This window comes from Bradyrhizobium sp. CB1717 (assembly GCF_029714325.1).
Lineage (GTDB): Bacteria > Pseudomonadota > Alphaproteobacteria > Rhizobiales > Xanthobacteraceae > Bradyrhizobium.
This window is the reverse complement of record NZ_CP121666.1, coordinates 6,604,844-6,630,187: the sequence shown is the minus strand read 5'-3', so window position 1 is coordinate 6,630,187 and position 25,344 is coordinate 6,604,844. Positions and strand designations below refer to the sequence as shown.

The 25,344-nt window shown below is 64.5% G+C and carries 23 protein-coding genes and 1 pseudogene; 4 read left to right on the top strand and 20 right to left on the bottom strand.

Features of this window, described 5'->3' with window-relative positions:
• Window positions 1–10 precede the first annotated feature (10 nt).
• The gene (locus QA649_RS31080; RefSeq protein ID WP_283020543.1) at window positions 11–1,567 is read right to left on the bottom strand and encodes an NADH-quinone oxidoreductase subunit NuoF; all 1,557 of its coding nucleotides are present in this window, start codon (window positions 1,565–1,567) and stop codon (window positions 11–13) included.
• Complete coding sequence (locus QA649_RS31075; RefSeq protein ID WP_283020542.1) at window positions 1,564–2,064, bottom strand: formate dehydrogenase subunit gamma; 501 nt, start codon at window positions 2,062–2,064, stop codon at window positions 1,564–1,566. Before QA649_RS31075 ends, QA649_RS31080 begins: the two co-directional genes overlap by 4 nt.
• Window positions 2,065–2,288: 224 nt before the next feature.
• Between QA649_RS31075 and QA649_RS31070 the strand changes: the two genes are divergently transcribed.
• A complete protein-coding gene (locus tag QA649_RS31070; RefSeq protein WP_283020541.1) occupies window positions 2,289–3,182 on the top strand; it encodes a LysR family transcriptional regulator in 894 nt (297 codons plus the stop codon).
• 3 nt (window positions 3,183–3,185) lie between these two features.
• Here QA649_RS31070 and QA649_RS31065 read toward each other — a convergent pair whose 3' ends face one another.
• The 13 genes and pseudogenes from QA649_RS31065 to QA649_RS31005 form a co-directional block, all read right to left on the bottom strand.
• The gene (locus QA649_RS31065) at window positions 3,186–5,513 is read right to left on the bottom strand and encodes an ATP-binding protein (protein ID WP_283020540.1); all 2,328 of its coding nucleotides are present in this window, start codon (window positions 5,511–5,513) and stop codon (window positions 3,186–3,188) included.
• Window positions 5,514–5,738: 225 nt separating this feature from the next.
• Entirely contained in the window at window positions 5,739–7,112 is a 1,374-nt protein-coding gene (locus QA649_RS31060) for a cation-efflux pump (RefSeq protein ID WP_283020539.1), read from the bottom strand.
• A gap of 239 nt (window positions 7,113–7,351) precedes the next feature.
• Window positions 7,352–8,256, bottom strand: a pseudogene (locus QA649_RS31055) (zinc-binding dehydrogenase).
• A gap of 25 nt (window positions 8,257–8,281) precedes the next feature.
• Window positions 8,282–9,277, bottom strand: coding sequence for a nitronate monooxygenase family protein (locus QA649_RS31050; protein WP_283020538.1), 996 nt, complete (start codon window positions 9,275–9,277; stop codon window positions 8,282–8,284).
• 568 nt (window positions 9,278–9,845) lie between these two features.
• On the bottom strand, window positions 9,846–10,496 hold the full coding sequence (locus QA649_RS31045; RefSeq protein ID WP_283020537.1) for a hypothetical protein: 651 nt from the start codon (window positions 10,494–10,496) through the stop codon (window positions 9,846–9,848).
• 45 nt (window positions 10,497–10,541) lie between these two features.
• Entirely contained in the window at window positions 10,542–10,745 is a 204-nt protein-coding gene (locus tag QA649_RS31040; protein WP_209965301.1) for a hypothetical protein, read from the bottom strand.
• Window positions 10,746–11,012: 267 nt separating this feature from the next.
• Complete coding sequence (locus tag QA649_RS31035) at window positions 11,013–12,419, bottom strand: hypothetical protein (protein WP_283020536.1); 1,407 nt, start codon at window positions 12,417–12,419, stop codon at window positions 11,013–11,015.
• Between the two features lie 648 nt (window positions 12,420–13,067).
• Entirely contained in the window at window positions 13,068–13,853 is a 786-nt protein-coding gene (locus QA649_RS31030; protein ID WP_283020535.1) for a fumarylacetoacetate hydrolase family protein, read from the bottom strand.
• Window positions 13,853–14,872: a 2-dehydropantoate 2-reductase gene (locus tag QA649_RS31025; RefSeq protein WP_283020534.1), complete on the bottom strand. Its 1,020-nt coding sequence runs from the start codon at window positions 14,870–14,872 to the stop codon at window positions 13,853–13,855. Before QA649_RS31025 ends, QA649_RS31030 begins: the two co-directional genes overlap by 1 nt.
• A gap of 103 nt (window positions 14,873–14,975) precedes the next feature.
• Window positions 14,976–15,404, bottom strand: a complete 429-nt coding sequence (locus tag QA649_RS31020) for a CBS domain-containing protein (RefSeq protein WP_183241135.1) — start codon at window positions 15,402–15,404, stop codon at window positions 14,976–14,978.
• Between the two features lie 177 nt (window positions 15,405–15,581).
• On the bottom strand, window positions 15,582–16,904 hold the full coding sequence (gene oxlT / locus QA649_RS31015) for an oxalate/formate MFS antiporter (protein WP_283020533.1): 1,323 nt from the start codon (window positions 16,902–16,904) through the stop codon (window positions 15,582–15,584).
• A gap of 261 nt (window positions 16,905–17,165) precedes the next feature.
• Window positions 17,166–18,452, bottom strand: coding sequence for an oxalate/formate MFS antiporter (gene oxlT, locus QA649_RS31010; protein WP_283020532.1), 1,287 nt, complete (start codon window positions 18,450–18,452; stop codon window positions 17,166–17,168).
• Between the two features lie 244 nt (window positions 18,453–18,696).
• Window positions 18,697–18,837 (bottom strand): hypothetical protein, encoded by a 141-nt coding sequence (locus QA649_RS31005; RefSeq protein WP_283020531.1) that lies wholly within the window; start codon window positions 18,835–18,837, stop codon window positions 18,697–18,699.
• A 347-nt stretch (window positions 18,838–19,184) separates the two neighbouring features.
• On the opposite strand from QA649_RS31005, the gene QA649_RS31000 reads away from it, so the two are divergent.
• Complete coding sequence (locus QA649_RS31000; RefSeq protein WP_283020530.1) at window positions 19,185–20,513, top strand: Hsp70 family protein; 1,329 nt, start codon at window positions 19,185–19,187, stop codon at window positions 20,511–20,513.
• A 241-nt stretch (window positions 20,514–20,754) separates the two neighbouring features.
• Here QA649_RS31000 and QA649_RS30995 read toward each other — a convergent pair whose 3' ends face one another.
• Entirely contained in the window at window positions 20,755–21,198 is a 444-nt protein-coding gene (locus QA649_RS30995; protein ID WP_283020529.1) for an SRPBCC family protein, read from the bottom strand.
• 159 nt (window positions 21,199–21,357) lie between these two features.
• Window positions 21,358–21,795: a DUF2147 domain-containing protein gene (locus QA649_RS30990; RefSeq protein WP_283020528.1), complete on the bottom strand. Its 438-nt coding sequence runs from the start codon at window positions 21,793–21,795 to the stop codon at window positions 21,358–21,360.
• A gap of 147 nt (window positions 21,796–21,942) precedes the next feature.
• On the opposite strand from QA649_RS30990, the gene QA649_RS30985 reads away from it, so the two are divergent.
• Entirely contained in the window at window positions 21,943–22,500 is a 558-nt protein-coding gene (locus tag QA649_RS30985; protein WP_283020527.1) for a DUF2975 domain-containing protein, read from the top strand.
• 11 nt (window positions 22,501–22,511) lie between these two features.
• Window positions 22,512–22,754: a helix-turn-helix transcriptional regulator gene (locus QA649_RS30980; protein WP_349254083.1), complete on the top strand. Its 243-nt coding sequence runs from the start codon at window positions 22,512–22,514 to the stop codon at window positions 22,752–22,754.
• Window positions 22,755–22,838: 84 nt separating this feature from the next.
• Here the strand turns inward: QA649_RS30980 and QA649_RS30975 are convergent, their stop codons facing one another.
• The 3 genes from QA649_RS30975 to QA649_RS30965 all read right to left on the bottom strand — a co-directional run bounded on the left by QA649_RS30975 (window position 22,839) and on the right by QA649_RS30965 (window position 25,182).
• The gene (locus QA649_RS30975) at window positions 22,839–23,528 is read right to left on the bottom strand and encodes a hypothetical protein (protein WP_283020525.1); all 690 of its coding nucleotides are present in this window, start codon (window positions 23,526–23,528) and stop codon (window positions 22,839–22,841) included.
• A gap of 78 nt (window positions 23,529–23,606) precedes the next feature.
• Window positions 23,607–24,086: a hypothetical protein gene (locus QA649_RS30970; RefSeq protein ID WP_283020524.1), complete on the bottom strand. Its 480-nt coding sequence runs from the start codon at window positions 24,084–24,086 to the stop codon at window positions 23,607–23,609.
• A gap of 52 nt (window positions 24,087–24,138) precedes the next feature.
• The gene (locus QA649_RS30965; protein ID WP_283020523.1) at window positions 24,139–25,182 is read right to left on the bottom strand and encodes a hypothetical protein; all 1,044 of its coding nucleotides are present in this window, start codon (window positions 25,180–25,182) and stop codon (window positions 24,139–24,141) included.
• Window positions 25,183–25,344: the final 162 nt, after the last annotated feature.

Genomic DNA, 25,344 nt, shown 5'->3' with positions numbered 1-25,344 from the left:
TGTCGTTCTCCTATTCCGCGGCCTGAAGCGTGGTCGGGACGGGTGCGAAATCCTCCCGGAAGTGCTTCAACGCGCTGAGGACGGGGTAGGGCGTGAAGCCGCCGAGTGCGCAGAGCGAGCCGAATTTCATGGTGTTGCAGAGGTCTTCGACCAGCGCGAGGTTTTCATGGACGCGCTCGCCGTTGATGATCTTCTCGATGGTCTCGACGCCGCGGGTGGAGCCGATCCGGCACGGCGTGCACTTGCCGCAGGATTCGACGGCGCAGAATTCCATCGCGAAACGCGCCTGCCTGCGCATGTCGACGCTGTCGTCGAACACGACGATGCCGCCATGGCCGATCAACCCGTCGCGCGCGGCAAAGGCCTCGTAGTCGAACGGCGTGTCGAACAGGGCGCGGGGGAAGTAGGCGCCGAGCGGGCCGCCGACCTGCACCGCACGAACCGGCCGGCCGGTGAAGGTGCCGCCGCCGATGTCGTCGACGAGTTCGCCGAGCGTCACGCCGAATGCGGTCTCGAACAGCCCGCCGTGGCGGATATTGCCGGCGAGCTGGATCGGCATCGTGCCGCGGGAGCGGCCCATGCCGAAATCGGCATAGGCCTTGGCGCCCTCGGCGAGGATGAAGGGGATGGCGGCGAACGACAGCACGTTGTTGATGACGGTGGGCTTGCCGAACAGGCCGTGATGGGCCGGTAGCGGCGGCTTGGCGCGCACGATGCCGCGGCGGCCTTCCAGACTCTCCAGCAGCGAGGTCTCCTCGCCGCAGACATAGGCGCCGGCGCCGACGCGCACTTCCATATCGAAGCTGGTGGTCGAGCCGCCGATCTTGTCGCCGAGATAGCCGCCGCGCCTGGCCGCCGCGATCGCGGCATTCATCGCCTCGACCGCATGCGGATATTCGCTGCGGATGTAGATGTAGCCCTTGGTCGCGCCGACGGTGATGCCGGCGGTGGTCATGCCCTCGATCACCAGGAAGGGGTCGCCTTCCATGATCATGCGGTCGGCAAAGGTGCCGCTGTCGCCTTCGTCGGCGTTGCAGACGATGAACTTGCGGTCGGCCTTGGCCTGCGCGACGGTCTTCCACTTGATCCCGGTCGGGAAGCCCGCGCCGCCGCGGCCGCGCAGGCCGGATGCGGTGACCTCAGCGAGGATCGCTTCCGAGCCGAGCGACAATGCGCGCTCCAGGCCCTTGTAGCCGCCATGGGCGCGGTAGTCGTCGAGCGAGCGCGGATCGATCACGCCGCAGCGGGCGAAGGTGAGGCGGGTCTGGCGCTTCAGCCAGGGGATCTCGTCGGTGGCGCCGAGCCGCAACAGATGCGGCGTGTTGGTGGCGAGCGCATCGAGCAGGGAGGGGACGTCGGCCTCGGTCACCGGGCCGAAGGCGATCCGGCCCTTCGGGGTCGCAACCTCGACCAGCGGTTCCAGCCAGTACATGCCGCGCGAGCCGGTCCTGACGATCTCGACCTTGACACCACGCTTGGCCGCAGCCTGCTCCAGCGCCAGCGCAACCTCATCGGCGCCGACGGCGACCGCGCCCGCATCGCGGGAAACGAAGAGACGCATGCTCATCGCTGTGCCTCCGCAACCAGTGCATCGAGGCGCTTCTCGTCGAGCCGGCCGATGAGGCGGCCGTCGAGCATCGCGGATGGCGCGGTCGCGCACAGGCCGAGGCAGTAGATCGGCTCCAGCGTGACGCGATCATCGGCCGTCGTGTTGCCGAGCGACACACCGAGCTTCGTCTCGGCGCGCGCGGCCAGTGCATCGCCGCCCGCAGCCTGGCAGGCTTCCGCGCGGCACAGCTTCAGCACGTGGCGGCCGGCCGGCTTGTGGCGGAAATCATGGTAGAAGGTGAAGACGCCGTGCACCTCGGCGCGCGACAAGTTCAGCGCCTGCGCAACCATGGGAATCGCCGCCTCCGGCACGTAGCCGAACGCCTCCTGAAGCGCATGCAGGATGACGAGCGTTGCGCCTTCCTGCCCGGCATGTTCGGCGATGATCTCAGCGCCGCGCGCTTCGTCCCAAGGCTCGTAACAAGGCTCGTAACGAGGTTCGTAAAGCGTTGTCATTGTTCGTTCTCAACCTGAGCGTTCCTTCAGCGCAAAGTATTTGGAATCATTCGAAGATCAATAAAGCTGTCTCATGCTGCGATTGCGAATTCAGATCGATTTGCAACCGCAATCGGTCGATACGGAATGGTAATGAAGATTGTATCGGCTGCCGGTTTTTGCGTGTTGGTGCAGGCCCGGCATGCTAGCTTGCATGCCAACACAGAATCCGAGGGGACGACCGGTTGATCGACAAGCTTGAACTGCTGCTGGCGCTGGCGAAGGAGCGGCATTTCGGACGCGCGGCAGAGGCCTGCGGGGTCACGCAGCCGACCATGTCGACCGGGCTGAAGCAACTCGAGGAGATCCTCGGCGTGATGCTGGTCCAACGCGGCTCCCGCTTCCAGGGTTTCACCCCCGAGGGCGAGCGGGCGCTGGACTGGGCGCGGCGGATCGTGGGCGACGCCCGTGCCATGCGTGACGAGATCAACGGGCTGAAGCACCAGCTCTCCGGCGAGATCCGCATCGCGGCGATCCCGACCGTCCTCGGCATGGTCGCCCAGCTGACGACGCCGTTCCGCGCCAGACATCCCGAGGTGCGGTTCAGCATCCGGTCCACGACGTCATCGGAGGTGCTGGGCCTGCTCGAAAATCTCGAGGTGGATGCGGGGCTGACCTATATCGAGAACGAGCCGATCGGCAAGGTGCGCACCATTCCGCTCTACAACGAGAGCTATCGCCTGCTCACCGCGCCGGATGCGATGTTCGGCGATCGCGAGACCGTGACCTGGACCGAGGTCGGGCAGGTGCCGCTGTGCCTCTTGACGCCCGACATGCAGAACCGCCGTATCATCGACCGCGCGCTGCGCTCGGTCGGCGCGGAGGCGACGCCGACCCTGACCTCGAACTCGCTCCTGGTGCTGTTCACGCATGTGAAGACGGGACGCTGGGCCAGCGTGATGCCGGCCAAGCTCGCCGAGACGCTCGGCCTGTCCGATACGGTGCGGTCGATCCCGATCGTCGACCCCGAGGTCAATTACAGCATCGGCATGGTGATCCCGCAGCGTGATCCCATGACGCCGCTGATCGCGGCGCTGGTCAATGTGGCGCGGGAAGTCGCGCCGACGCTGCAATTATAGAGCTCAAGCCGCGGCCGATATCCCGGCCCCCTTGACGGCGTCGCGCGGCAGCGTCACGCGGACGACGGTGCCGACATCGATCTTCGAGCGCAGCCGCATCGAGCCGCCGTGGAGCTGTGCCAGCGAGCGGGCGATGGCGAGGCCCAGCCCAGAGCCGTGATAGGTCTTGGTGAGCTGGCTCTCGACCTGCTCGAACGGGCGGCCGAGCCGCGCCAGCGAGTGCGGCGCGATCCCGATGCCGGTGTCGGCGATCATCAGCACGATCCTGTCGTCGAGCTGCCGGCTGCGCACCACGATCCGTCCGCCGTCGGGCGTGAACTTCACCGCGTTGGAGAGCAGGTTGACGATGATCTGCTTGGTGGCGCGACGGTCGGCGACGACCGAGATCGATGTCCCGATGTCGGCATCGAGCGTCAGGTGCTTGTCCTCGGCGCGGCGGGAGACGACGCGCAGGGATTCGGCGAGCGTCCGCGCGAGGTCGAGTTCTTCCATGTCGAGCTTCATGCGACCGGCCTCGATCTTGGACATGTCGAGGATGTCGTTGATGACCTCGAGCAGATAGTGGCCGCTGGTCAGGATGTCCTGGCAATATTCCTGGTACTTCTCGCTGCCGAGCTCGCCGAACATGCCGCTTCCCATGATCTCGGAGAAGCCGATGATGGCGTTGAGCGGCGTGCGCAGCTCGTGGCTCATGTTGGCGAGGAACTTCGACTTGGTCTGGTTGGCTTCCTCGGCGCGGGTCTTCTCGCGCTGGTATTTCTCGGCGAGGTCGGCGAGCTCGTTGGTCTGGCGCTCCAGCGCGGCCTGCGAGCGCTTGAGGTCGATGACCGTCGCGCGCAGGCGCAGGTCGTTGTCGACCAGCTTCTGCTCGTGCTCCTTGATGCGGGTGATGTCGGTGCCGACCGAGACATAGCCGCCGTCCTTGGTCCGGCGCTCGCTGATGTGCAGCCAGCTGCCGTCGTCGAGCTGCGCCTCGAAGGTGCGCGCGCCCGGGCCCTGGGCAGCGGTCTCGTTGTGACGGGTGCGCACCTCCGGCATGCGGCCGACCTCGAGCACGGTTTCGTAGGAGGTGCCGGGAATGACCGCGCTGTCGGGCAGCTTGTGCAGGCGCTGGAAGTGCGAGTTGCAGAGCACGAGGCGATCGCTCGCGTCCCACAGCACGAAGGCCTCCGGAATGGTCTCGATGGCGTCGCGCAGCCGCAGGTCCGCTTCCACGGTCCGCTCGGCGAGGCTCTTCTGCTCGGTGATGTCGACCGCGATGCCGATCAGGTGCACGCTGGAATCGGTCGCGCCGCGCGTCTTTTCGCAGCGGACGCGGAGCCAGATCCAGTGGCCGTCGACATGCTGCATGCGGAAGGTCTGGTCGATGTGGTCGATCTTCTCGGAGATCAGCTGGTCGGCGATCTCGAACAGGTCGATGTCGTCGGACTTCACCAGCGCGTTGACCTCGCCGAAGGTGAGCAGCTCGTGGCGGCCGTCGAGGCCGAGCATCGAGAACATCGACTGCGACCAGAAGATCCGGCCGCGCGACAGGTCCCAGTCCCACAGCCCGCAGCGGCCGCGGTTCAGCGCGGTGTCGATCCGGCCGCGCACCGCGTCGTTGATGAGGTCGCCCTCGCGGGCGCGGGTGGACTGCCAGTGGAAGGCGAAGCCGAGGATCAGGACGACGAAGCCGGTGGTCGCCGACAGCGTCACCGAGAGCGCGGCGTCCGAGCCCCAGATCGGCTCGTTGCGCTCCTGGATCACGGTGACGAAGCCGGGCAGCGACTTGATCTGCCGCGAGGTCGCCATCGCGGCGTTGCCGCTCGGCAGCGTCATGTCGGAGACGTTGCCGTCGCGCGGCGGCGCCGCAAGCAGTTGCGCCGTGGTGATGGCATCGAGCAGGCGGTCGTTGCCGGAAGGATCGCTGTCGATGGGAATGCGGGCGAGGAGACGGCGGTCGATCCCGGCCGAGGTGACGATGACATGGCGGCCGGATGCCGTGCCCCAGGACGGGATCAGGTCGGGCAGCAGCGTCGGAAGGCGCTCGATGTTCTTCTGCCGCTCGATCCGCAACGAGGTGAGGCGGTCGATGCGCTCGGCGAGCAGGTCGGCGAGCGCGGAGATGTCATGCCGGATCACCTGCCGCTTCTGGCGCGTCTGATCGACGACCTGCACGAACGCGCCGAGGCAGATCGTGATCAGGAACGCGATGATGAGCGTCGGCACGGCACGGCGCAGCGCCGGCTCTGCGATCAGCAGCCGATGATAGGCAGGTTTCGCGATCGATTGCGCCAATCCCTTGATCGAATCGGATTGGACGCACGCGTTCGCGGCGTCTGCACGCGACATGCCTTCGGCCCCCTGAAACCCTGCTTGCAACTTGAGTTCGGAGGCAGCCCCACGTCGCTTCCGAATCAGACCGATTTGAATCCAGTTTTGCCGGGCTGTCGAGAGTCAACGAATCGTTAACGCGAAATTATTCTTATCCAACGCGCAGTTTATGCATCACGCGTCCGCAAACCAACGGGTGCAGGAGTCCGAAACGAGAACGTGTGACTCCTCGCGCAATCCGCGTCACACGCGCGGCGGCTCGGCGTGACTGATGACGCGCTTCACGCTCGGGAAGGCGCGGCGCAACGCGCGCTCGATCGCATCGACATGCTCGTGCACCCTGATCACGCTCATCGACGGCGCAGCGCGGCAGTGGAAGTTGACGATCTCGCCGGCGTCGGTGTTGCGGACGCGCACATTATGGATGTCGTGGATCTCGCCTTCGCCGGCGAACTCGGCCAGCGCGGCGGCGATGGTCTGTACCCTCTCCGGCGCGGCGTCGACGCCGAACGGCAGTTCCGGTTCCAGCGGCTCGATATGGACGTCGACCTCGACGTCCTCGCCGAACTCCTCCTTGATGTTGCGCTCCAGCGTATTGGCGATGTCATGGGCCGCGTCGAGCCGCATCCCGGCATCGACCTCGAGATCGATGCCGACGATCAGCTTGGCACCAAGGTCGTGCACCGTGACGTGGTGGATGGCGAGGCTCGAATTGCGGGCGATCACCATGATGCGGTCGCGGACGGTCTCGTTGTTGCGCGCGACCGGGACCGGGGTGAAGGTGAGGTCGGCATCGCCGAACGCCTTGTCGAGGGCGGCCTGCGCCTTGCGCTTGATCTCCTCGACGCGGTCGATCGGGTAGGTGCGCGGCACCTTGGCGATGGTGTCGATGAAGGTGGTCGCCCCGACCATGCGCACGCGCAGGCGCTCGACGTCGATCACGCCGGGCACGCTGCGGATCGCGGCCGTGGCCTTCTCCTGGGCGCCCTCCGGCGCGCGGTCGAGCAGCGTCTGCACGGTCGAGCCGGCCATGCGCAGGCCGAGCGCGGCGATCATCACGGCGACTGCGGCGGCGGCCGCGGCATCACCCCACCAGAAGCCGAGGGCGGCGAGGATCAGGCCGACGATCACGGCGCAGGAGCCCATCACGTCGGAGGCGAAGTGGAGCGCATCCGCGGCGAGCGCCTGGCTTCGGGTCTCGCGCGCGGCGCGGTGCAGGGCGCGGGCGCGCCAGAGATTGACGACGATGTCGATCACCAGCACGACGAACGGCACGGCCGAGATGGTCGGCGGCGGCGTTCCCTCGCGCAGCCGGCTATAGGCTTCGACCAGGATGCCGCCGGCGAGCACGTAGAGCAGGGCGGTGACGCCCAGCGCCGAGATGCTTTCCAGCTTGCCATGGCCGTAATGGTGCTCCTCGTCCGCCGGCTTGTCGGACACCCGCACCACCGCCCAGGTGATGATGGTCGCGACCAGGTCGATTGAGGAGTGCAGCGCCTCGGAGATCAGCGCCAGCGAGCCGATCGCGATCCCGACCACGAACTTGGCCGCCGCCATGCCGCCGCTGGCGAAGATCGAGATGGCCGCGACCGAGGTCTTGTTGTGCTGTGCGCTCATGGCGGGGATTTAGCAGCCTGAGGCTGAACATCAAGCGGCGATCCACAGCTGTAGTCGCAAGTGAGTTGCAGGAGCGAAGCCATTGCGAATGCTTCTGAATTGAATGGTGGCTTATGCCACTAGCTCAGTCTCGTAGGGTGGGCAAAGGCGCGAAGCGCCGTGCCCACGTTCTTCCGCGATCACTGACGGATGGTGGGCACGCTCCGCTTTGCCCACCCTACGAGACCGGTGTCTGCGCGCTACGGCAGCGTCACCACGATCTTCCCCAGGTGCTTGTTCGCCTCCATGTGCTCGAACGCCTGGTCGATGTCGTCGAACGCATAGACCTTGTCGATCGGTAGCTGCAGCTTGCGCGATTCCACCGCGCCCCAGATGTCCTTGCGGACCTCCTCAAAGATCTCGCGGACCTCCTCGATGGTGCGGGTGCGGAAGGTGACGCCGATATAGCTGATGCGGCGGGCCGCATGCAGGTCGAAGTTGAAGTCGGCATGGGTGCCGCCGAGCCGGCCGACATTGACGATGCGGCCGAGGACCTTGGTCGCGGCAAGGTTCTGGTTGGCGACCTTGCCTGAAACCTGGTCGACGATGAGATCGACGCCTTCGCCGTTCGTCGCCTTCAGCACCTCATCGACCCATTTGGGGTCGGAGTGATCACGAGCCTCGCTCCCTTGAGTTTTGCGATCTGCATCGCCATCAGGCCGACGCCGGAGCTGGCCCCCTGGATCAGCACGGCTTGCCCGGGCTGCACACCGCCGACCGTGACCACGGCGTTGTGCATGGTCGCGAGCGCGACGGGGAGGGTGGCGGCCTCTTCGAAATTCATGTTCGAGGGCGCGCGGAACAGCCGGCCGTGATCGGCCAGGGTGTATTCAGCGAACGCCGCGCCGCCGGATCCCATGATGCGGTCGCCGACTTTGACGCCCTTCGCATCGGGCCCTAGCTCGGCAACCTCGCCGGCCCATTCCATCCCGAGCACGGTGCCGACGCCGCCGGCCGCGCCATGGGCGTGCCCCTTGCGCATGCCGGTGTCGGCGCGATTGAGGCCGCAGGCGCGGACCTTTACCAGCACCTGCGTGCCTTTCGGCTTTGGTTGAGCGACGTCGGAAATCCGAGCGCCTTCAGGGCCGTAGACATAAGCCTTCATAAATTGCTCTCGCTTCTTGCAGTGACTATTCCGCGGCTTCGCGTTGCGGCTGAACGATCATCCCTTCCAGCCGGCTGCGGATGATCGCCTCCGCCTCACGCACGATGCGCGAGACCAGCTCGGCGCAGCTCGGGATGTCCTGGATCAGGCCCTGGACCTGGCCGGCCGACCAGATGCCTTCGTCGGAATTGCCCGTGGCATAGACCATCTTGCCGCGGGCACCGGCGACGAGCTCGCGGATGTCCTCGAACTTGGCACCTTCCTTCTCCATCGCGACGACCTTGGTCGAGATCTCGTTCTTGGCGACGCGCGAGGTGTTGCGCATGGTGCGGAAGATCAGCTCGGTCTCGCGCTCGTCATTGGCGACGATCTTCTCCTTGATGAGTTGGTGGATCGGGCTCTCCTTGGTGGCCATGAAGCGGGTGCCCATGTTGATCCCTTCCGCACCCAGCGCCAGCGCCGCGACAAGACCGCGGGCGTCGGCAAAGCCGCCGGAGGCGATCATCGGGATCTTGACCTTGTTGGCGGCGGCCGGGATCAGGATCAGGCCGGGCGTGTCGTCCTCGCCGGGGTGGCCGGCGCATTCGAATCCGTCGATCGAGATGGCGTCGACCCCCATGCGCTCGGCCGAGAGGGCGTGGCGGACGCTGGTGCATTTGTGCACGACCTTGACGCCGTTCTTCCTAAACTCGTCGACATGCTCCTGCGGCTTGTTGCCGGCGGTCTCGACCACCTTGATGCCGGCCTCGATGATGGCGGCACGATATTCGGCGTAAGGCGGCGGCTTGATCGCGGGCAGGATGGTGAGGTTGACGCCGAACGGCTTGTCGGTGAGGTCGCGGCAGCGCGCGATCTCCTTGGTCAGGTCCTCCGGCGTCGGCTGCGTCAGCGCCGTGATGAAGCCGAGCGCGCCGGCATTGGCGACGGCGGCGACCAGCTCGGCCCGTCCGACCCATTGCATGCCGCCCTGGACAATCGGGTGCTCGACGCCGACGAGCCTGGTGAACCGTGTCTGCAGCATGATCTGTTTCCCCCCGGATGGCCCGCGTGGCGCTCTGTTATCGTTTGATGGCGGCAGGATGCCGCCGGGGGTGGGAAAAGTCTATTGCGGGGGTGTGCGGTGCGGGCGGGGTGTCATGCGGGGAGTGAGGGGGATTCCGCCGGGCGGATAATTGGGGCCTCACTCCGTCATCCCCGCGCAACCGCGAAGCGGTTGTCGCTGGAGGCACGAGGCATGGGACGTAACGCGTCCCATGGGGAGCCTCGAAGGATGAGCGGCCACGCTGTGAGAGCCGGGCATCGCCCTTCGAGGCTTGCTCAGCGGCGCGATGCGCCGCGGAGCGCGCACCTCAGGCTGACGGTCACAGATAGGTGCTCGCTGCTTCAACCCCCTCATTGCGAGCGTAGCGAAGCAATCCAGACTCTCTCCGGCGGGATTCTGGATTGCTTCGCTACGTTCGCAATGACGGCGAGGGTAATTATTGAAGTTCGTAGCCCGGATGGAGCGAAGCGCAATCCGGGACGGTCGCAACGAGGCAACAGCAGTCCCGAATTCCGCTGCGCTTCATCCGGGCTACGGGATTGCGCGGCTACTCCGCCGACAGCCGCACCATCTGCCGGCCGCCGTTCATTTCCTTGAGGCGGTTGACGAACTTTTCCGGGCGTTGCCAGCGATTGGGGACCTCTAGGCCCATGAATTCGGCAATGTCGCCGATGAAGCCGGTGCAGTTGGCGGTCTCGGCGTTCCACACCGGCGAGTCCGCCTGCAGTTTCTTGATATAGGCGAACACGCGCTTGGCGTCCGCCTCGTTCAGGTAGACCCGGTAGTTCGCGGTCAGATATTCCGGATCGAGATCGCCGTAGCTCGCACCGGTCTCGGAGGGCACGAATGTGAGGTGACCGAGCACGTAGGCGAGCGTGTCGCCGGCCGGCGTCAGGCCCGCGACCTCGACCGCCTTCTCGCTGGTCTTGCCGTACCAGACGAAGGCATGGCCCCAGCTCGCCGCCGTACGGGCGCGGAAGTCGACATAGTAGGGACCTTTCTCCGTACGCGCGACCGGACGCCGCGTCGCCTGCGGTTGAGGTCGCGATGCGGTCTCGGTCGTAGCAAGCGCGTTGGCATCGGCAACGCGCTTGTTCGCTTCGTGGGCCGAGGCCGTGGGCGTCGTGCATGCGATCATCGCCGCGAGGGCGAGCCCCGCGAGGATGCAGGATCCCGATCGATCAGCTTTGTTCGTCACGCTCTACCCCCTGGACTGTCGGCCGCTTACGCTAGAGTCTGCGCGTCAGTAGCGCGCCGCCACCGGGCCGGGCGCCTTGCCGATCGGGGCCTTGCCGACCGGGCTCTTGCCAATCGGCATCTTGCCGATCGGGGCCTGCTCCGCCGGATAGACAGGTACGGGCTGGCGGCGCGGCAAATCCGCGGCATTCGCAGCCGTCACCAGAGCAAGCGTCGCACCGAGAGCAAATACAATCTTCTTCACAGTCATTCCCCTAGAAGGTTTGGTCCAAACACGGCCATGCCGTGCCCCCAGACACGCCTCACAGAAGGGCGGCCGAATGCGTCCAAGTTGCGGCGCGCACGGGACATGTTGGCGGCATTGATCGGCCCCGCGCAGATGTGATGTGTCTGGACGTTTCGGGGGGGCGATCGGCGCTGTGGCCTGTAGGATGGGTAGAGCGCAGCGAAACCCATCGGCCATCTGCTTGGGGAGATATGATGGGTTTCGCTGCGCTCTACCCATCCTACGAGAAGATCACCCGATCCGGTTCAAACTATTCCGGATCGTCGCGAAGATGCCGCCGATGTCCTTGCGCAAGGCATCGAGCGCGTTGAAATTGTCGAAGACGCGGGCGAGGCGGTCTTCGACCTCGCGCTTGCTTTTCGTCAGCGCATCGACGCGCGAGTCGAGGGTGACGCCGGCGTTCGCCTCGATCTCGCCGACGGTCTTGGCGAGCAGGTCGCGGGTGGTGCTGACCTCGGCGATCATCGCCTCGATGCCGAACACCGGAGCTTTCAGCGGGACGAGGTCGGCCTGTGACTTCGACAGCTCGGTCTTGAAAGCGTTCAGCGTCGCCAGCGTCTCCTGCAAGGCGCCGAGGCGCTGGCGCGACTGGAGGACGAAATCGTTCAGCGCATTCTGGCGCTCGGTGAGGCTCTTGCCGTCGCCGTCGGTCTCGACCTCCGCGATCGCGCGTTCGAGCTGGCCCCGGCGCTGGCCGAGCTCCTCGAAGTCGAGCCTGATGCCTTTCAGGATGTTGAAGCCGTCGTCGATGCGGGCGAGGCGCTGCTCGATCTCGATCTTGTTCTTCGACAGCGTCTCGACGCGGCTGCCGAGCGGCGCCTCGCCGCCGGTCTCGAGCTCGTCGATGCTTTTTTCGAGGCGGTCATGGCTGAGGCTGAGCTCGCCGATCAGGGCGTTGATGCCGGCGTCGTTTGATCGTAGCGGCGCCAGCTCGGCATGGGATTTCGCCAGATCCTCCTTGTACTGGTTGAGGGTCGCGAACGTGTCCTGGACCGCGCTCACCCGCGTCAGCAGCGCCGACACGTCGCGCGCGATGTCCTTCAGGCGATCGGCGAGGTTGTTCTTGCGGTCGTCGGTCTCGAGGTCGTGCAGGGAGCGTTCGACCTGGTTCTGGCGGTCGCGAATCTCGGTGAAGACGGGCTCGACCGCGCGGCGCTGATCGGCGACCTTGCCGACCATCTCGCGCAGCGCCTGCTGGCGGCGGCGGATCTCGGCGAGCTGGTCGTGCATGTCGGCGGCTTCGTTGCGGCCCTGCTGCAGCAGCGCGCGCTGCTCGGTCTCGCCGAGCTTGTCGTGAAGGGCGGAGACGGCCTCCCGTGGATCGCTCTCGATCAGGTGCTGGACGGTGGCGTCGAGGTGGTTTTGCAGGGCATGGGCGACGACGACGTCTTCCCGGGTCTTCTTCAGGCGGTCGCGCAGCGTGTCGAGCCGCCGGTCCTGGCGCGAGAGCCGCCAGGCGGTTGCGCCGATCAGCGCCAGACCTGCAGCCAGGATCGCGCCGGCCGCGATGCGCTGCGGCACGGAAAGGGCCGCGAACCACGCCGGCAGGTGACCGACGTCGTAACCGAACGCCTGCTGGGCGAGGATCGCGATGACGGCGAGCAGGGCAAACCAGGCAACCAGAAAAAACAGCCACATCGTGAATTCCTCACGCCGGCACATTGTCGCCATATTTGCTATTGGAGAGCGGAACCGAGATCAAGGGGCGCGGGGCTTGCCGGATGCGCTTGGTCGCGCGAATCCACGACTGGTTGCGCCAACTGACGGTGGAAGGGTCTGCTGGAGTTGCCGAGTTTTCCCGAAGGCGCGAGGGCCCGTAGACCACATGAGCGCAGCGATGTGCGGGACCGCGTCACGGTCTGTCCCGTATGTCGCTCCGCTCATCATCCGGGCTACGGCGTCGTGCTCGCTCTCACTTGCCGAGGAAGTTCGAGCGCATCTTGTCGGCGAACCAGACCACGAAGATCGCAGCGAATGAGAGAGCAAAGTACAGAGCCGTCCACAAAAGTGCATTGGCGGCATTCGACATGGCGTCCTCCCTGGCATCAGAAAACCGATCTGTTGCTGGGAAGGATAATGGCGGCCGCGACGGCGCGATTTGCGCAGGATCAATATTGCCGCGCTGCGGCGAGAATAGCCGCCGAGCCTTCATTCCGGAGCACGATGCGGCTGCGCCGGCCGTAGCCTGTAGCCCGGATGGGGCGAAGCGCAATCCGTCTGTCCATCGTCATGCGAAGGCCCCGGATTACGCTTCGCTCCATCCGGGCTACGGCACTGCGTCTGCCGCTACAGCCGAAACTCGTTGGTGAGTTCGCCGATGCCGTCGATCGCAACGGTGACCGTGTTCACCGGCTCCTTCATCACGCCGACGCCGACCGAGGTGCCGACGGCGATGAGGTCGCCGGGGAGCAGGGTCATGTCGTGGGAGATCCTGCTCACCAGCTCCTGCGCGGTGAAGATCATGTCCGAGATCGGATAGTTCTGCCGCTCGGCGCCGTTGAGGATGGTGCGCACCGTAAGCTTTGCGGGATCGAGGCCGGTCGCGATCACCGGGCCGAACGGGCCGTAATCGTCGATGCCCTTGGCGCGCGCCCATTGCGGGAAGGTGGGATCGCTGGTCAGGATGTCGTTGGCGGTGATGTCGTTGACGCAGGTGTAGCCGAAGATGAAGCTGTCGGCCTCAGCCGGCGACACGCGGGCGCAGGTCTTGCCGATGACGATGCCGAGCTCGCCCTCGTAAGTCGTCTTGCCGTCGTAATAGGAGGGGCGGCGGATCACGGCGCCCGGCGTCGTGATGCTGGTGGTGGCCTTCAGCAGATATAGCGGCTCCGGCGGCTCGGGCTGGTTCAGCTTGGCCGCGAGCGCGTGGAAATTATTCCAGAGCGCAACGATCTTGCTGGGCACGCAGGGCGCGAGCAGCTCGACCTCCGACAGCGCCAGCGACCTGCCGGTCGCGGCATTGCGGCCGAACAGCTCGCCCTCGTGCACGCTGATGCCGGAGGATGTCAGCGTGCCGAAGCCGGTCGTGCCGCCATGGCGAAAGCGCAGCCAGTGCTTGATCTCGCCCGCCATCACGCCACCGCCAGTGCGCGAGGATCTGATGGCGCGGAGGTGCCGTCATAGAGGCCGGCGATGCGGGCGCGCTGGCTCACCATCGCCAGCACCGAGTCGAGCGCGGGCGTCGGAATGCCGGTGAGGCGGCCCATCTCCTGCACCACGGTGACGAGCGGGTCGATCTCCATCGGGCGGCCGCGCTCGAGATCCTGCAGCATCGAGGTCTTGTGCGCGCCGACCTTGCGGGCGCCCTCGATGCGACGCTCGACGTCGACGCGGAATTTGACGCCGAAGGTCTCGGCGATGCCTTGCGTCTCCACCATGATCGCGCGCGACAGCGCGCGCGTGGCGGGATCGGTGCAGATCACGTCGAGCGTGGCGTGGGTCAGCGCGCTGATCGGGTTGAAGCAGACATTGCCCCACAGCTTCAGCCAGATCTCGTCGCGTATGCGGTCGAGCACCGGCGCCTTCAGGCCGGCGGCGACGAAGAGATCGGCGAGGCGCTGCACGTCGGACGTGATCTCGCCGGAGGGCTCGCCGAGCGGGAAATTATTGCCGTAGACGTGGCGGATCACGCCCGGCGCCTCGATCTCGGTGGCGGGATAGACGATGCAGCCGATGGCGCGCTCGGCGCCGATCTCGCGCCATTGCCGGCCGCCGGGGTCGATGCTCTCCAGCGTCGAGTTCTCGTATTGGCCGCCGTGCTTGTAGAAGTACCAATAGGGGATGCCGTTGACGGCGGTGACGATGCGGGTGTGGGGCCCCAGCAGCGGCTGCATCTTCTCGATCACGCCGGTGATCGAATGCGCCTTCAGCGTGATGATGATGTAGTCCTGCACGCCGAGTTCGGCGGGATCGTCGGTGCAGCGCGGATGCACGGTGTGCGTCTCCTCGCCGGCGAGCAGCGTCAGGCCGCGCTCGCGCATGGCGGCGAGGTGCGCGCCGCGTGCGACCAGGCTGACGTCGGCGCCCGCGCGCGCGAGCTGAACTCCGAGATATCCGCCGATCGCGCCGGCGCCGTAGATGCAGATCTTCATGAAATCCTCGCGAGCAGAGACCGGAATTTGGGACGAAAGATCCGGTCCGGCTCGGAAGGATCCGAGCCGGGGCCGGTAGTCGCAGGGGAAGAGTTGCCGCTTGTTAGGCTGCCGCTTGCGGCGTGCCGTTGATGGCCTCGTCCATGGCAGCGGCGATGTCGCGCATGCTGATCACGGAGACGAGGCTGTAATCGTCGATGACCGGCAGGTGGCGGATATGATGCCGGTTCATCAGATGGCGAACGTGCTCGATCGTGTCCGAGGAGGTGCAGGAGACGAGCTGCTGCACCGACACGAGCTGCGAGACCTTGACGTTGACGGCATTGGCGCCGTGCTCGGCGACGGCGCGCACCACGTCGCGCTCGGTGAACATGCCGACCGCGGTGTTGCCCTCGGAGCGGACCACGTCCTTGACTACCAGCGCGCTGATATTGTTGGCGCGCATCAGCTTGGCGGCGATACCCACCGTTTCGTTCATTCGCACCGTGACAACGCGCGGCGTCTTCTTGCGCAGAATGTCTCCGACCAGCATTGCGACCTCCCTGGGTGAATGACAGGAGGAAGTGTGGTATACATAATGCCAATCGTCAAGCGCTGGATTTGGCTGATCCGAAAAATCTTGCGGCAGCAATACTGACGTTTGTCGGCAGGCCAAAAAGAAAAGGGGCGCATCGCTGCGCCCCTTTTGAAAGCTCTCGTGTGTGGCTGCTTACGCCGTCTCGGTCTTGGCGCTGCCGGTCGCCGTGTCGGCGGTCTCGGCTTCCTTGCCGAGGATGAAGGAGCGGCGCAGCGGCTTGATCACGAACAGCGCCATCAGCGCGGCCGTTGCGTTCAGCGCCACCGCCACCACGAACACGGCCTTCCAGCCGTACGTTGCCGAGATCACGCTTGCGAGCGGAACGAGCAGGGAGGCGGTGCCCTTGGCGGTGTAGAGCATGCCGTTGTTGGTCGTTGCGAACTTCGAGCCGAAGGTGTCGCCGCAGGTCGCGGGGAACAGCGAGTAGATCTCGCCGAACACGCCGAAATACACCGCCGTCGCGAGCACGAAGACAACAGGATTCTGGCCATAGGCCGACAGCGCCAGGAGCATCACCGCGGCGGTGCCGAAGGCGATGAACATGGTGTGCTCGCGGCCGATCGTGTCGGAGACCCAGCCGAAGAAGGGGCGTCCGAAGCCGTCGAAGATGCGGTCGAGCGAGATCGCGAAGGTCAGCGCCGCCATCTGGAAGCCGGCGAGCGTCACCGGCGTGTCGGCGATCTTGTAGTCGTGCGCGATCGGGCCGATCTGCGCCGCGGTCATCAGGCCGCCGGAGGCGACCATGACGAAGACGAGGTACATCACCCAGAAAATAGGGCTGCGCAGCACTTGCGGCGGGGTGAAGTCGATCTTGGTCTGCGGCAAATTGAGCTGCTTCTTCCGCGGCGGGATCGATATCCGCGGCGGCTGGATGAAGAAGGCGAGCACGAACACGATCAGGCCCTGGCCGATGCCGAAGGTGAGGAATGCCTGTTGATAGCCGCTCGATGCGATCATGGTCGCGATCGGCACGATGGTGAGGGCTGCGCCCGCGCCGAAGCCCGCGGCGGTCGCGCCGGCGGCAAGGCCGCGGCGGTCGGGAAACCATTTCAGCGCGTTGCCGACGCAGGTGCCGTACACGGCGCCCGCGCCCATGCCGCCGACGATCGCGGCCGCGTAGAGCAAAGTGAGCGAGTCGGCGTAGGAGTTGAGCACCCAGGACAGCGCGATCATCACGCCGCCGAACATGATGACGATGCGCGGGCCGTATTTGTCGACGAACCAGGCCTCCACCGGCACCAGCCAGGTCTCGGTGACGACGAAGATGGTGAAGGCGAGCTGGATCGCGGCGCGTCCCCAATGGTGCGCGGCATCGATCGGATCGACGAACAGCGTCCAGCCATATTGCAGGTTGGCGATCATCGCCATGCAGACGATGCCCATGACGAGCTGAAGCCAGCGGAAACCGGTGCGAAGAGGGGCGGCCGTGACGGCGCCGTCCGTGCTGGAAATCATCAAGAACCTCCCAACGCGCCTGATTGATTGCGACCTGGGATTGCAAGATGACCCAGTGTCGCAAATGTTGTGGCTTATCGTCGCAAGCGCGGCCGGCAGCTTGGTATACCATATTCCAGAATGCAAGTCCTAACTTGGTCCCTGCATCAAGAAATTACGAGTTCCTTTCGGGTTTTACGGAATGCCGAAAGCCCTGCTCAAAACGAAAACGCCCGGCCGTGAGGCCGGGCGTCGTGTTTGGATCAGCTGTGTTGGAGTGTGTCAGAGGGTCGATTTCGCGACCACGACCTTGCGCCAGGGTTTCAGCACCGCGATCGCCAGCAGCGACGCCAGGATGTTGGCGCCAGCCGCGATGATGAACACGCTGTCCCAGGTGCCCGACGACTGCTGCATCAGGTTTGCGACCGGGACGAGCAGCGCGGCGGTGCCCTTCGCGGTGTAGAGCAGGCCGGCATTGGTGGTCGCGAACTTGGCGCCGAACGTGTCGGTGCAGGTCGAGGGGAACAGCGAGTAGATCTCGCCCCAGGCGAAGAACACGAAGCCCGAGAGCAGCACGAACCAGACCGGATCGTGGCCCCAGAGGTAGAGCATCCAGATGCCGAAGCCTTCCATGCCGAAGGCGATGAACATCGTGTTCTCGCGGCCGATCATGTCGGAGATCCAGCCGAAGAACGGACGCGTCAGGCCGTTGAGCACGCGGTCGATGGTCGCTGCGAAGGTCACCGCGGTCATCGTCACCGCCATCAGCGTCACCGGCACGCTGTCGACCTTCCAGTCAACCGCGATCGGCTTCAGGTTCGCGGTGACCATCAGTCCACCCGCGCCGACGATCACGAACATGAAGTACATCAGCCAGAAGATCGGCTGGCGCAGCACTTCGGTCGGCTGATAGTTGCGCCGGGTCTGGATGATATTGGCATTCGCCACCACGCTCGGCACCTGACCCGCTTTCGGCGCGAGCAGGAAGAAGGCGAGGATGCAGATGATGATGCCTTGTCCGAGGCCGAAATAGAGGAAGGTGGTCTGGAATCCACTGTCCTTGATCATGGCCTGGATCGGCGCGACGGTCAGCGCGGAGCCCGCACCGAAGCCCGCGGCGGTGATGCCGGCGGCAAGACCGCGCTTGTCCGGAAACCACTTCAGCGCGTTGCCGACGCAGGTGCCGTAGACGCCACCGGCGCCGATGCCCGCGATGATCATGCCGAGGTAGTAGCCGTTGAGCGAGGTGGCCTGTGCGTTGATCGCCCAGCCGATGGCGCAGAGCACACCGCCGACGAGAACCACGATGCGCGGACCGTATTTGTCGACGAACCATCCTTCGATCGGCACGAGCCATGTCTCGAACAGCACGAACAGTGTGAACGCCCATTGGATCGAAGCGCGATCCCAGCCGAACTTCTTCTGGATGTCGGGGACGAAGAACGTCCAGCCGTATTGGTAGTTGGCGATCATCACCATGGCCGCTACACCGATCGCCAATTGCGCCCAGCGATACGTGTCGCTAACGCGCGCGGCTGTAGGGGCCGTTGCCTGCACCATGTCCGTCATAAAGCCTCCCGTGGCGCCTCTAATTTTCTGCGAGCGCTGGAGGGGCATTCTTGTATGCATTATGCCAAGCTTCAAGCGCTGGTCCGGTCACCGTGCGCAAATGCCGCAGGGCCTTGTCCGGGTGCGGCTGTGACTCAGGACAGCACAAGTAGAAATGGCCCCGTCCTGCGGGGCCATTCTTCAAAAGTCGAATGTTGAAAGTTCCGAAGCCGGCGCGCTGCCTCGGCAGCGCAAAAGCACGGGCTTAGAGGCCGAAGCGCGGCAGGTCGCCGTTGTGATTCGAGATCTCGGCGCTCGCCATCAGGAAGCGGTCGACCGCGGCCAGGAAGCGGGCGAACAGCGAGGAGGAGGAGGGGGCGAGAGCGACGGTGGCGGTCTTGGACATCGGTAATTCCTTTCTTGAGACGGTCAGTACTGCTGTCTCATTTCGAAAGGCAATCTACGTATACCAGATGCCAGTGTCTATGCATGCCATTGCATAGCAGCACGCGCTCTGCCGCATTGCAACATAATATCCCGTTAAAGCGGCCGTTCCGGACTTAAAATTGCCGGTGTGGATACAAAAACAGGGATTACGGCCTCCGGCGAGCAGAATAACCCTGTTCACGCGACCCGGCACGGCGCCCGGTGGGCTGCGAATTCCGACCGCGCTGCAACAAGCCGGCTCTTGGCAGGGCGGGCCAAAGCCGTTAGTGCTCTGCCCCCTTTTCCAATCAACTGTCAGAGTGGTTCATGTCGAGCGCCTCGCCCGCCGTCTCGATCGGCATCGATTTTGGGACCAGCAACACGGTCGTCGCGCTTGCGGCGGACGACCGCCGGGTCGAGGCCATCCGCTTCGATCACGGCGGACAGCGCCACAGCACCTATGTGTCGGCGCTGTGTTTCTGGGAGGACCGGCCGGGTGCCGGCGCCCAGGCTGAAGGCGGCCCGTGGGCGATCGAGACGTTCCTCGAGGGGCGCCACGTCCACCGCTTCCTGCAGTCGTTCAAGACATTCGCGGCGAGCAGCAGCTTCAACACCACGCAAGTCTTCCGGCAGCGCTTCAAGTTCGAGGACATCCTGGCGGCGTTCCTGCGCACGCTGGCGCGCCATGGCGGCGAGAAGTTCGGCTTCGAGACCTCCAACATCACGGTCGGCCGCCCGGTGCGCTTCGCCGGCGGCAATCCCGACGAGGCGCTGGCGATGCAGCGCTACCGGGCCGCGTTCGAGCGCTTGGGTGCCGGCCACGCGCGCTACGTCTACGAGCCCGTGGGGGCGGCATTCTCCTTCGCCCGCAGGCTCGAGCGCGATGCCACCGTGCTGGTTGCGGATTTCGGCGGCGGCACCAGCGACTTCTCGGTAATGCGGTTTTCCCGCGCGGGCGGCACGCTCCGCGCCGAGCCGCTGGGACACGCCGGCATCGGCATTGCCGGCGACACGTTCGACTATCGCATCGTCGACCACGTCGTCTCGCCGCGGCTGGGCAAGGGCTCGAGCTTCCGCTCGTTCGACAAGGTGCTGCCGGTCCCGAGCGGCCACTACACCAACCTCGCGCGCTGGCATCAGCTTGCGATGATGAAGAGCAACGGCGATCTGCGCGAGCTCCGCGAGCTGGCGCGCACCGCGCTGAAGCCGAAGCTGCTCGAGGATTTCATCACCATCGTCGACCTCGATCTCGGCTTCTCGCTCTACCGCGCCGTGTCCGACGCCAAGGTCGCGCTGTCGGGGCAGGACCAGACCGACTTCCGTTTCAAGGGCGGCGGCGTCGACATCGGTGCGACCATCACCCGCAAGGATTTTGAATCCTGGATCGCCGACGATATCGCCCGTCTGGGTGCGACCGTCGACAAGGTGCTGAATGAAGCCGGCATCACCGCGCGCGAGGTGGAGAAGGTGTTTTTGACCGGTGGCACGTCCTTCGTGCCTGCGGTCCGAAAGCTGTTCGCCGACCGCTTCGGTAACGAGCGCCTGATGTCGGGCGACCAGTTCGAGTCGATCGCCTACGGTCTCGCGCTGATCGGCCACAGTCCGGAGCCGGACCGCTGGACCGCGGATGGCGGGCTCAAGCCGAAGGGCGCGTAACGATCGTTCGCAATCGGTTGAATCTGCATTGCTGGCATTGGCAGTTCACAGGGCTCTGCAGCACCTGCCGACTCGATGCGAGTTGTTCTTTCGGAGAGTTCCTCATTCTCCGTCTTTGCGAGCGCAGCGAAGCAATCCAGAATCGTTCTGCCGAGGGACTCTGGATTGCTTCGCTGCGCTCGCAATGACGACGTAGGTGGGCACGCTGCGCTTTGCCCACCCTACGATACTGATGTCGCCGCTATTGGTTGATCTCCGGCTCCACCAGCCGCGCCAGATTCCGCAGCGACTCCTGCCAGCCGAGGTAGCAGGCCTCCGGCGGGATGACGTCGGGGATGCCGGCCTGCGTGATGTCCACTTCGGTGCCGACCGAGACCTTCTTCAGGATCACGGTGACCTGGATTTCGCCCGGCAGATTGGGATCGTCGAACCTGTCGGTGTAGCGCAGGCGTTCGCCGGGGACGAGCTCGAGATATTCGCCGCCGAAGGAGTGGCTGTTGCCCGTCGTGAAATTCCGGAACGACATCTTGAACGTGCCGCCGACCTTGGGCTCGAAATGATGCACCGTGCACGTGAAGCCGTTCGGCGGCAGCCATTTCGCCATCGCATCCGCCTCCAGGAAGGCGCGATACACTTTCTGCGGGCTGGTGGCGAGAACGCGGTGCAGGCGAACAGTGCTGGGCATGGTTGTTATCCCTGTGAACTGGGGGCTCGACATTAACGTCTGTCGCCCCTTCATGCACCGAGGACGAACGAACCGCTTCCAATCCGACACGGCATCGCAAGCATCGCAAATAAAGAGAAGCCGCCGGAACCGGCGGCCTCAGCCTTGTCGATTGCGGGCTCACCGCGTCCAGTCTTCACCTGCGCACAGCGTTCCCATGCAGCCCCGGACGTTGAGATTGCCCGACGGCAGCAGGGTCACCGTGCTTGCATAGGTCTTGCCGTCATCGGCATTGTAGATCCGGCCCGACCATTTGTTGGCGCCGGCCGCCTGCATGTCGATGAAGAGGGAGATGCCGACGATCTTCCGGCTGCGCAACGCAGGATCGGAATTATGGTCGTCGAGCTGCGCCTTCCCCGTCTTCTTGTCGATCGGATCTTTCAGCCAGACGACCCGGCCGCACAGCGCCGTCCCGCAACGGCTGACCTTGATCTTCGCATCGCCCGACTGTGTCAGCCAGACGCCGGCGGGACCGCTGACTGTTGCGGCTTCGGCATTTCCAAGCGGCGAGATGGACAACAGGGCTGCGAGCACGTGCCGGACGAGGGTGGAACGCATGGAAGCTCCATATCGGATCAATTATCATGAATTATTTCATGATAAACAATCAATATATCGCGCTTAGGGTTGAGTCAATCGCGCGGAACATGCATATTGGGGGAGGCAGGTTGCCTCGAAATTGCGGAGTGCTTGGAGATGGATGCGGTGGGGACATCGGTTCGCGAGGCCCGGCAGCGCTGGTTTCGACGTCTCGATCTTGCGTTCTGGGCGATCTGGGCCGCACTGCCGGTGGTGGTGTGGCTCGCCTATCTGCGGAACACGACCGCCTCCGCCTCGATCGCGGCCAGCCTTGGTCCCGACCAGGTGAAATGCGCAGGCCTTGTCGCCAATCCGCTCGAGATGTCGCCCCCGGGACAGCTGTTGTTCTGGGCGCTATTTGCGCTTCAGCTCTCGTTCTTCGCCGTGTTGATCGGCATCCTGCATCGTATGGTGCACCGATTCGCGCGCGGCCGGATTTTCGCGTCGGAGACGCTTCAGGGCGTGTGGTGGATGGGGATCATTCTGGTGATCTGGCCGTTCATCGACCTGATCACCAGCAACGCGGTGGCTTATGCCTTGCACGAGATCGGCGACGTCAAGTTCTTCCTGCCATCCTACAATGTCGACATCGGCACGATCGCGGGCGGGATGTTCCTGATGGCACTGAAATTCGTCATCGAGCACGCCATCCTGCTGCAGTCCGAAAACGAGCTGACGATCTGAGGTGAATGCCTGTGCCGATCGTCGTGAACCTCGATGTCATGCTAGCGAAGCGGAAGCGCCGCCTCGGTGACCTCGCCGACGCCATCGGCATTTCCATCCAGAACCTGTCGATCCTGAAGACGGGCAAGGCCAGGGCGATGCGCTTCTCGACGCTTGCCGCAATCTGCCGCGAGCTCGACTGCCAGCCCGGAGACATCCTCGAATATGTCGCGGGCGAAGAGGGAAGCGATGGGGATGCCGGCGAGGGAAGCTGAGGGCTGAATTCGATCGGTTACTCATGACGGAAGACGCCACGGAAAGGCCTCTCTGACGACCGCGCCGGCCGAACGATCGATCCGTCAGATCGCTGCCACATCCTGCGGCGTCATCGTGAAGGCGAGGCGATAGCGACCGATCGTCGGATTGTTTTGCGCACCCAGGGTGCCAAGCACCCCCGGCGAAAGCTGGTCTGCGACGACGTGTTCGACCGCATCGGCATCGTAGCCGGACAGCAGCACGATCCAGTCGGCGGCCCCGTCCTTTCCTCGAATCTGCTGTTCGGTGGTGGGCGAACTCGTCGGGGGCGTGTCGGTGAGGAGGAGATGGGCGCCGGTCAGTCCGGGCTCCTGCGCCAGGACGCCGAGTGTCTTCGAGAGACGTTCCTGCAAATCCGCCTCTCGGCCGGCCTGCGGTGAAAGCCTAAAGGTAGCGAGAGCGGCCGCGACCCCACCGCCAAAGCTGCCGACGATGCGGCACTGGCTGCGGATCATCCCGAGATGATGCGGCATCATCCTGGTTGACCACGACGTCGGCGCATTGAGGCGGTCGAGATATCCCTTCGACGTCAGCACGTCGTACTGCTCGAGCTCATAGAGCACGAAGAAGCCTTCGGCATCTGTCGTGCTGCTCCAGCGCGATCCGCGGCGGAAGCCGGCAATGCTCATCCGCTCCGGGAAGTGTTCATGGGAATGCCAGTCGCCGAACTCGGCGCGCTGCTCGGGGCGAACGCTCCACCACATCGCGACGGCGGCCTTGCCGAGCAGTGACATGGCAACTCCTCCACCCGAAAGGAAGCCCGGAATTCGCTCGCGCTGTTGAGAGCAGCGATGACGACGAGATGGGCAATATCAAAGTCTGCATAGCTTAGTGGGGCCAACGAAGCTCCAGAACTTGATATAGTGTTCGCCGCGCACGTAAACATCAATCGTCTGCGCGGTGGCTTTGACCCTGGAGCGAACGGCCTTGGTCTTCTGGGGACCCAGCACGAACTTTAGCGGCTGGCCGGTCCGGGCGTCTACCGCGCCTCTGATCTCCACACGGAATCGCGTTCCGTTGCCGGTTCTGACAGTGGTCCCGAGATTGTAGGTTCTGCCCGGTTCGGAAGGCATGGAGACCCAGTAGGGATTTCCTTGCAAGCTTCCTCCATCGCCTTCGGGCCTGAATTCGAAATAAAAGACTTCGTCGCTGCGATTGACATAAAGCCTCGCCCGGTCCGCGTCGGCTGACGTGCTCCAATCGTCTGGTTGCGCGCAGTCGTTCCGGGGAGACGCAAAGGCGCTGCCCTGCTGCAGCAACAGCATCAGTCCAAGAATGAGAAAAATGCGCATGGCGGTCCCCGTTCATGAAATGGTCAATGTCAGGCCATCGAAAGGCGATCTGTCAGTCGTCGAGTACGCCCCCTGGCCACGGAATGCCGTTGGCCTTGCCCGTTCCCAGCGCGATCAGAGCCCTCCGCTGGACGACCTGCGACTTGAAAATACCGGATTGGTCCGGCTGCCCTGCAACCTTGGGCGGCCCGTTGGCGGTCAGGGCACGAACAAAACCAAAGACAAAGAGCAACGCCCGCTCGTCGGATAGCTGCGTGCCGCTCGGGAAACGCGATCTCCAGACATCCGCATTCGCCTTGCCCTCGTCGGCCCCATAAAGGAGGCTTGAGCCTGAGGCAGGGCAGGATCTGAGCCATTTTCCCACGAAGGCGATCATGGCGCCATCATCGCCCTTGAAGCTGTCGCGAAACTGCTTGGCCTGCTTCAGCCACATGTGCCCAAGAAATCCGCCGCTAAAGACCTGATTGTCGACAAAGGTTGCGATTTCGCGCGGCGTCGGAGTTTTTGCGCCCCGCTCCTGGGCCCATTGTGCGGCCCGGCGATAAGCAGATTTGTATTCGAGGGCAACCGCTCGATCCTGAGCCGCTCTGGCTTCCCGGCTGCCCAGAAATGCCTGCAACTCGGCGATTGCGTCGGGTTTTACAATCCAGCGCTTGCCCACGTGGTCTTGCATCACAAGCACCTGCTTGATCGCGGCGCTTGGGGAGGCTGTCTTGACAGCGGCGCGGAAGACATCGCCCCATTTCGGCATCGTCGAGGCAAAGACGCCGTCGTCGACGGGGCCGAAAGTCTTCTGAATGCTGCCGCCAAGGTTGAATTGGATCAGTCCGAGCGACAGGCCCTGCCCATCGAAGTTTCCGGACACGCCGATATAGGGATCAGGAATGCTGTTCTCGATCGCAAAGGCGAGCTTCAGCGCGGCCTGGGCAACCGGGGCCTTCTCGTCGCCTTCCGTAGCAGCCTCCGCGACGGGACTGGACATGCCTAATCCGGTCGGCGAGGACTGCCGGGAGCAAACGGGCGAGATCGCGGTTTGCCCGTGTGTTGCAGAGGAGAGCACGCAGAGGAGGAGCAGGCCAAGAAGCGCTTGTTTCATATCAACTCCCAGGCGGCCAAATCAGATGGCGCGGTTCTTCGTTGGTGATGCAAATGAGACGTTCAATCTGGAGGATAATATTCGGAGCGTAAACGCTAAAATTGTAGCAACCCCGCGCCGCAATGCAATCTCCCGACACGTGTCTTTGCCGGAGGGGCGGTT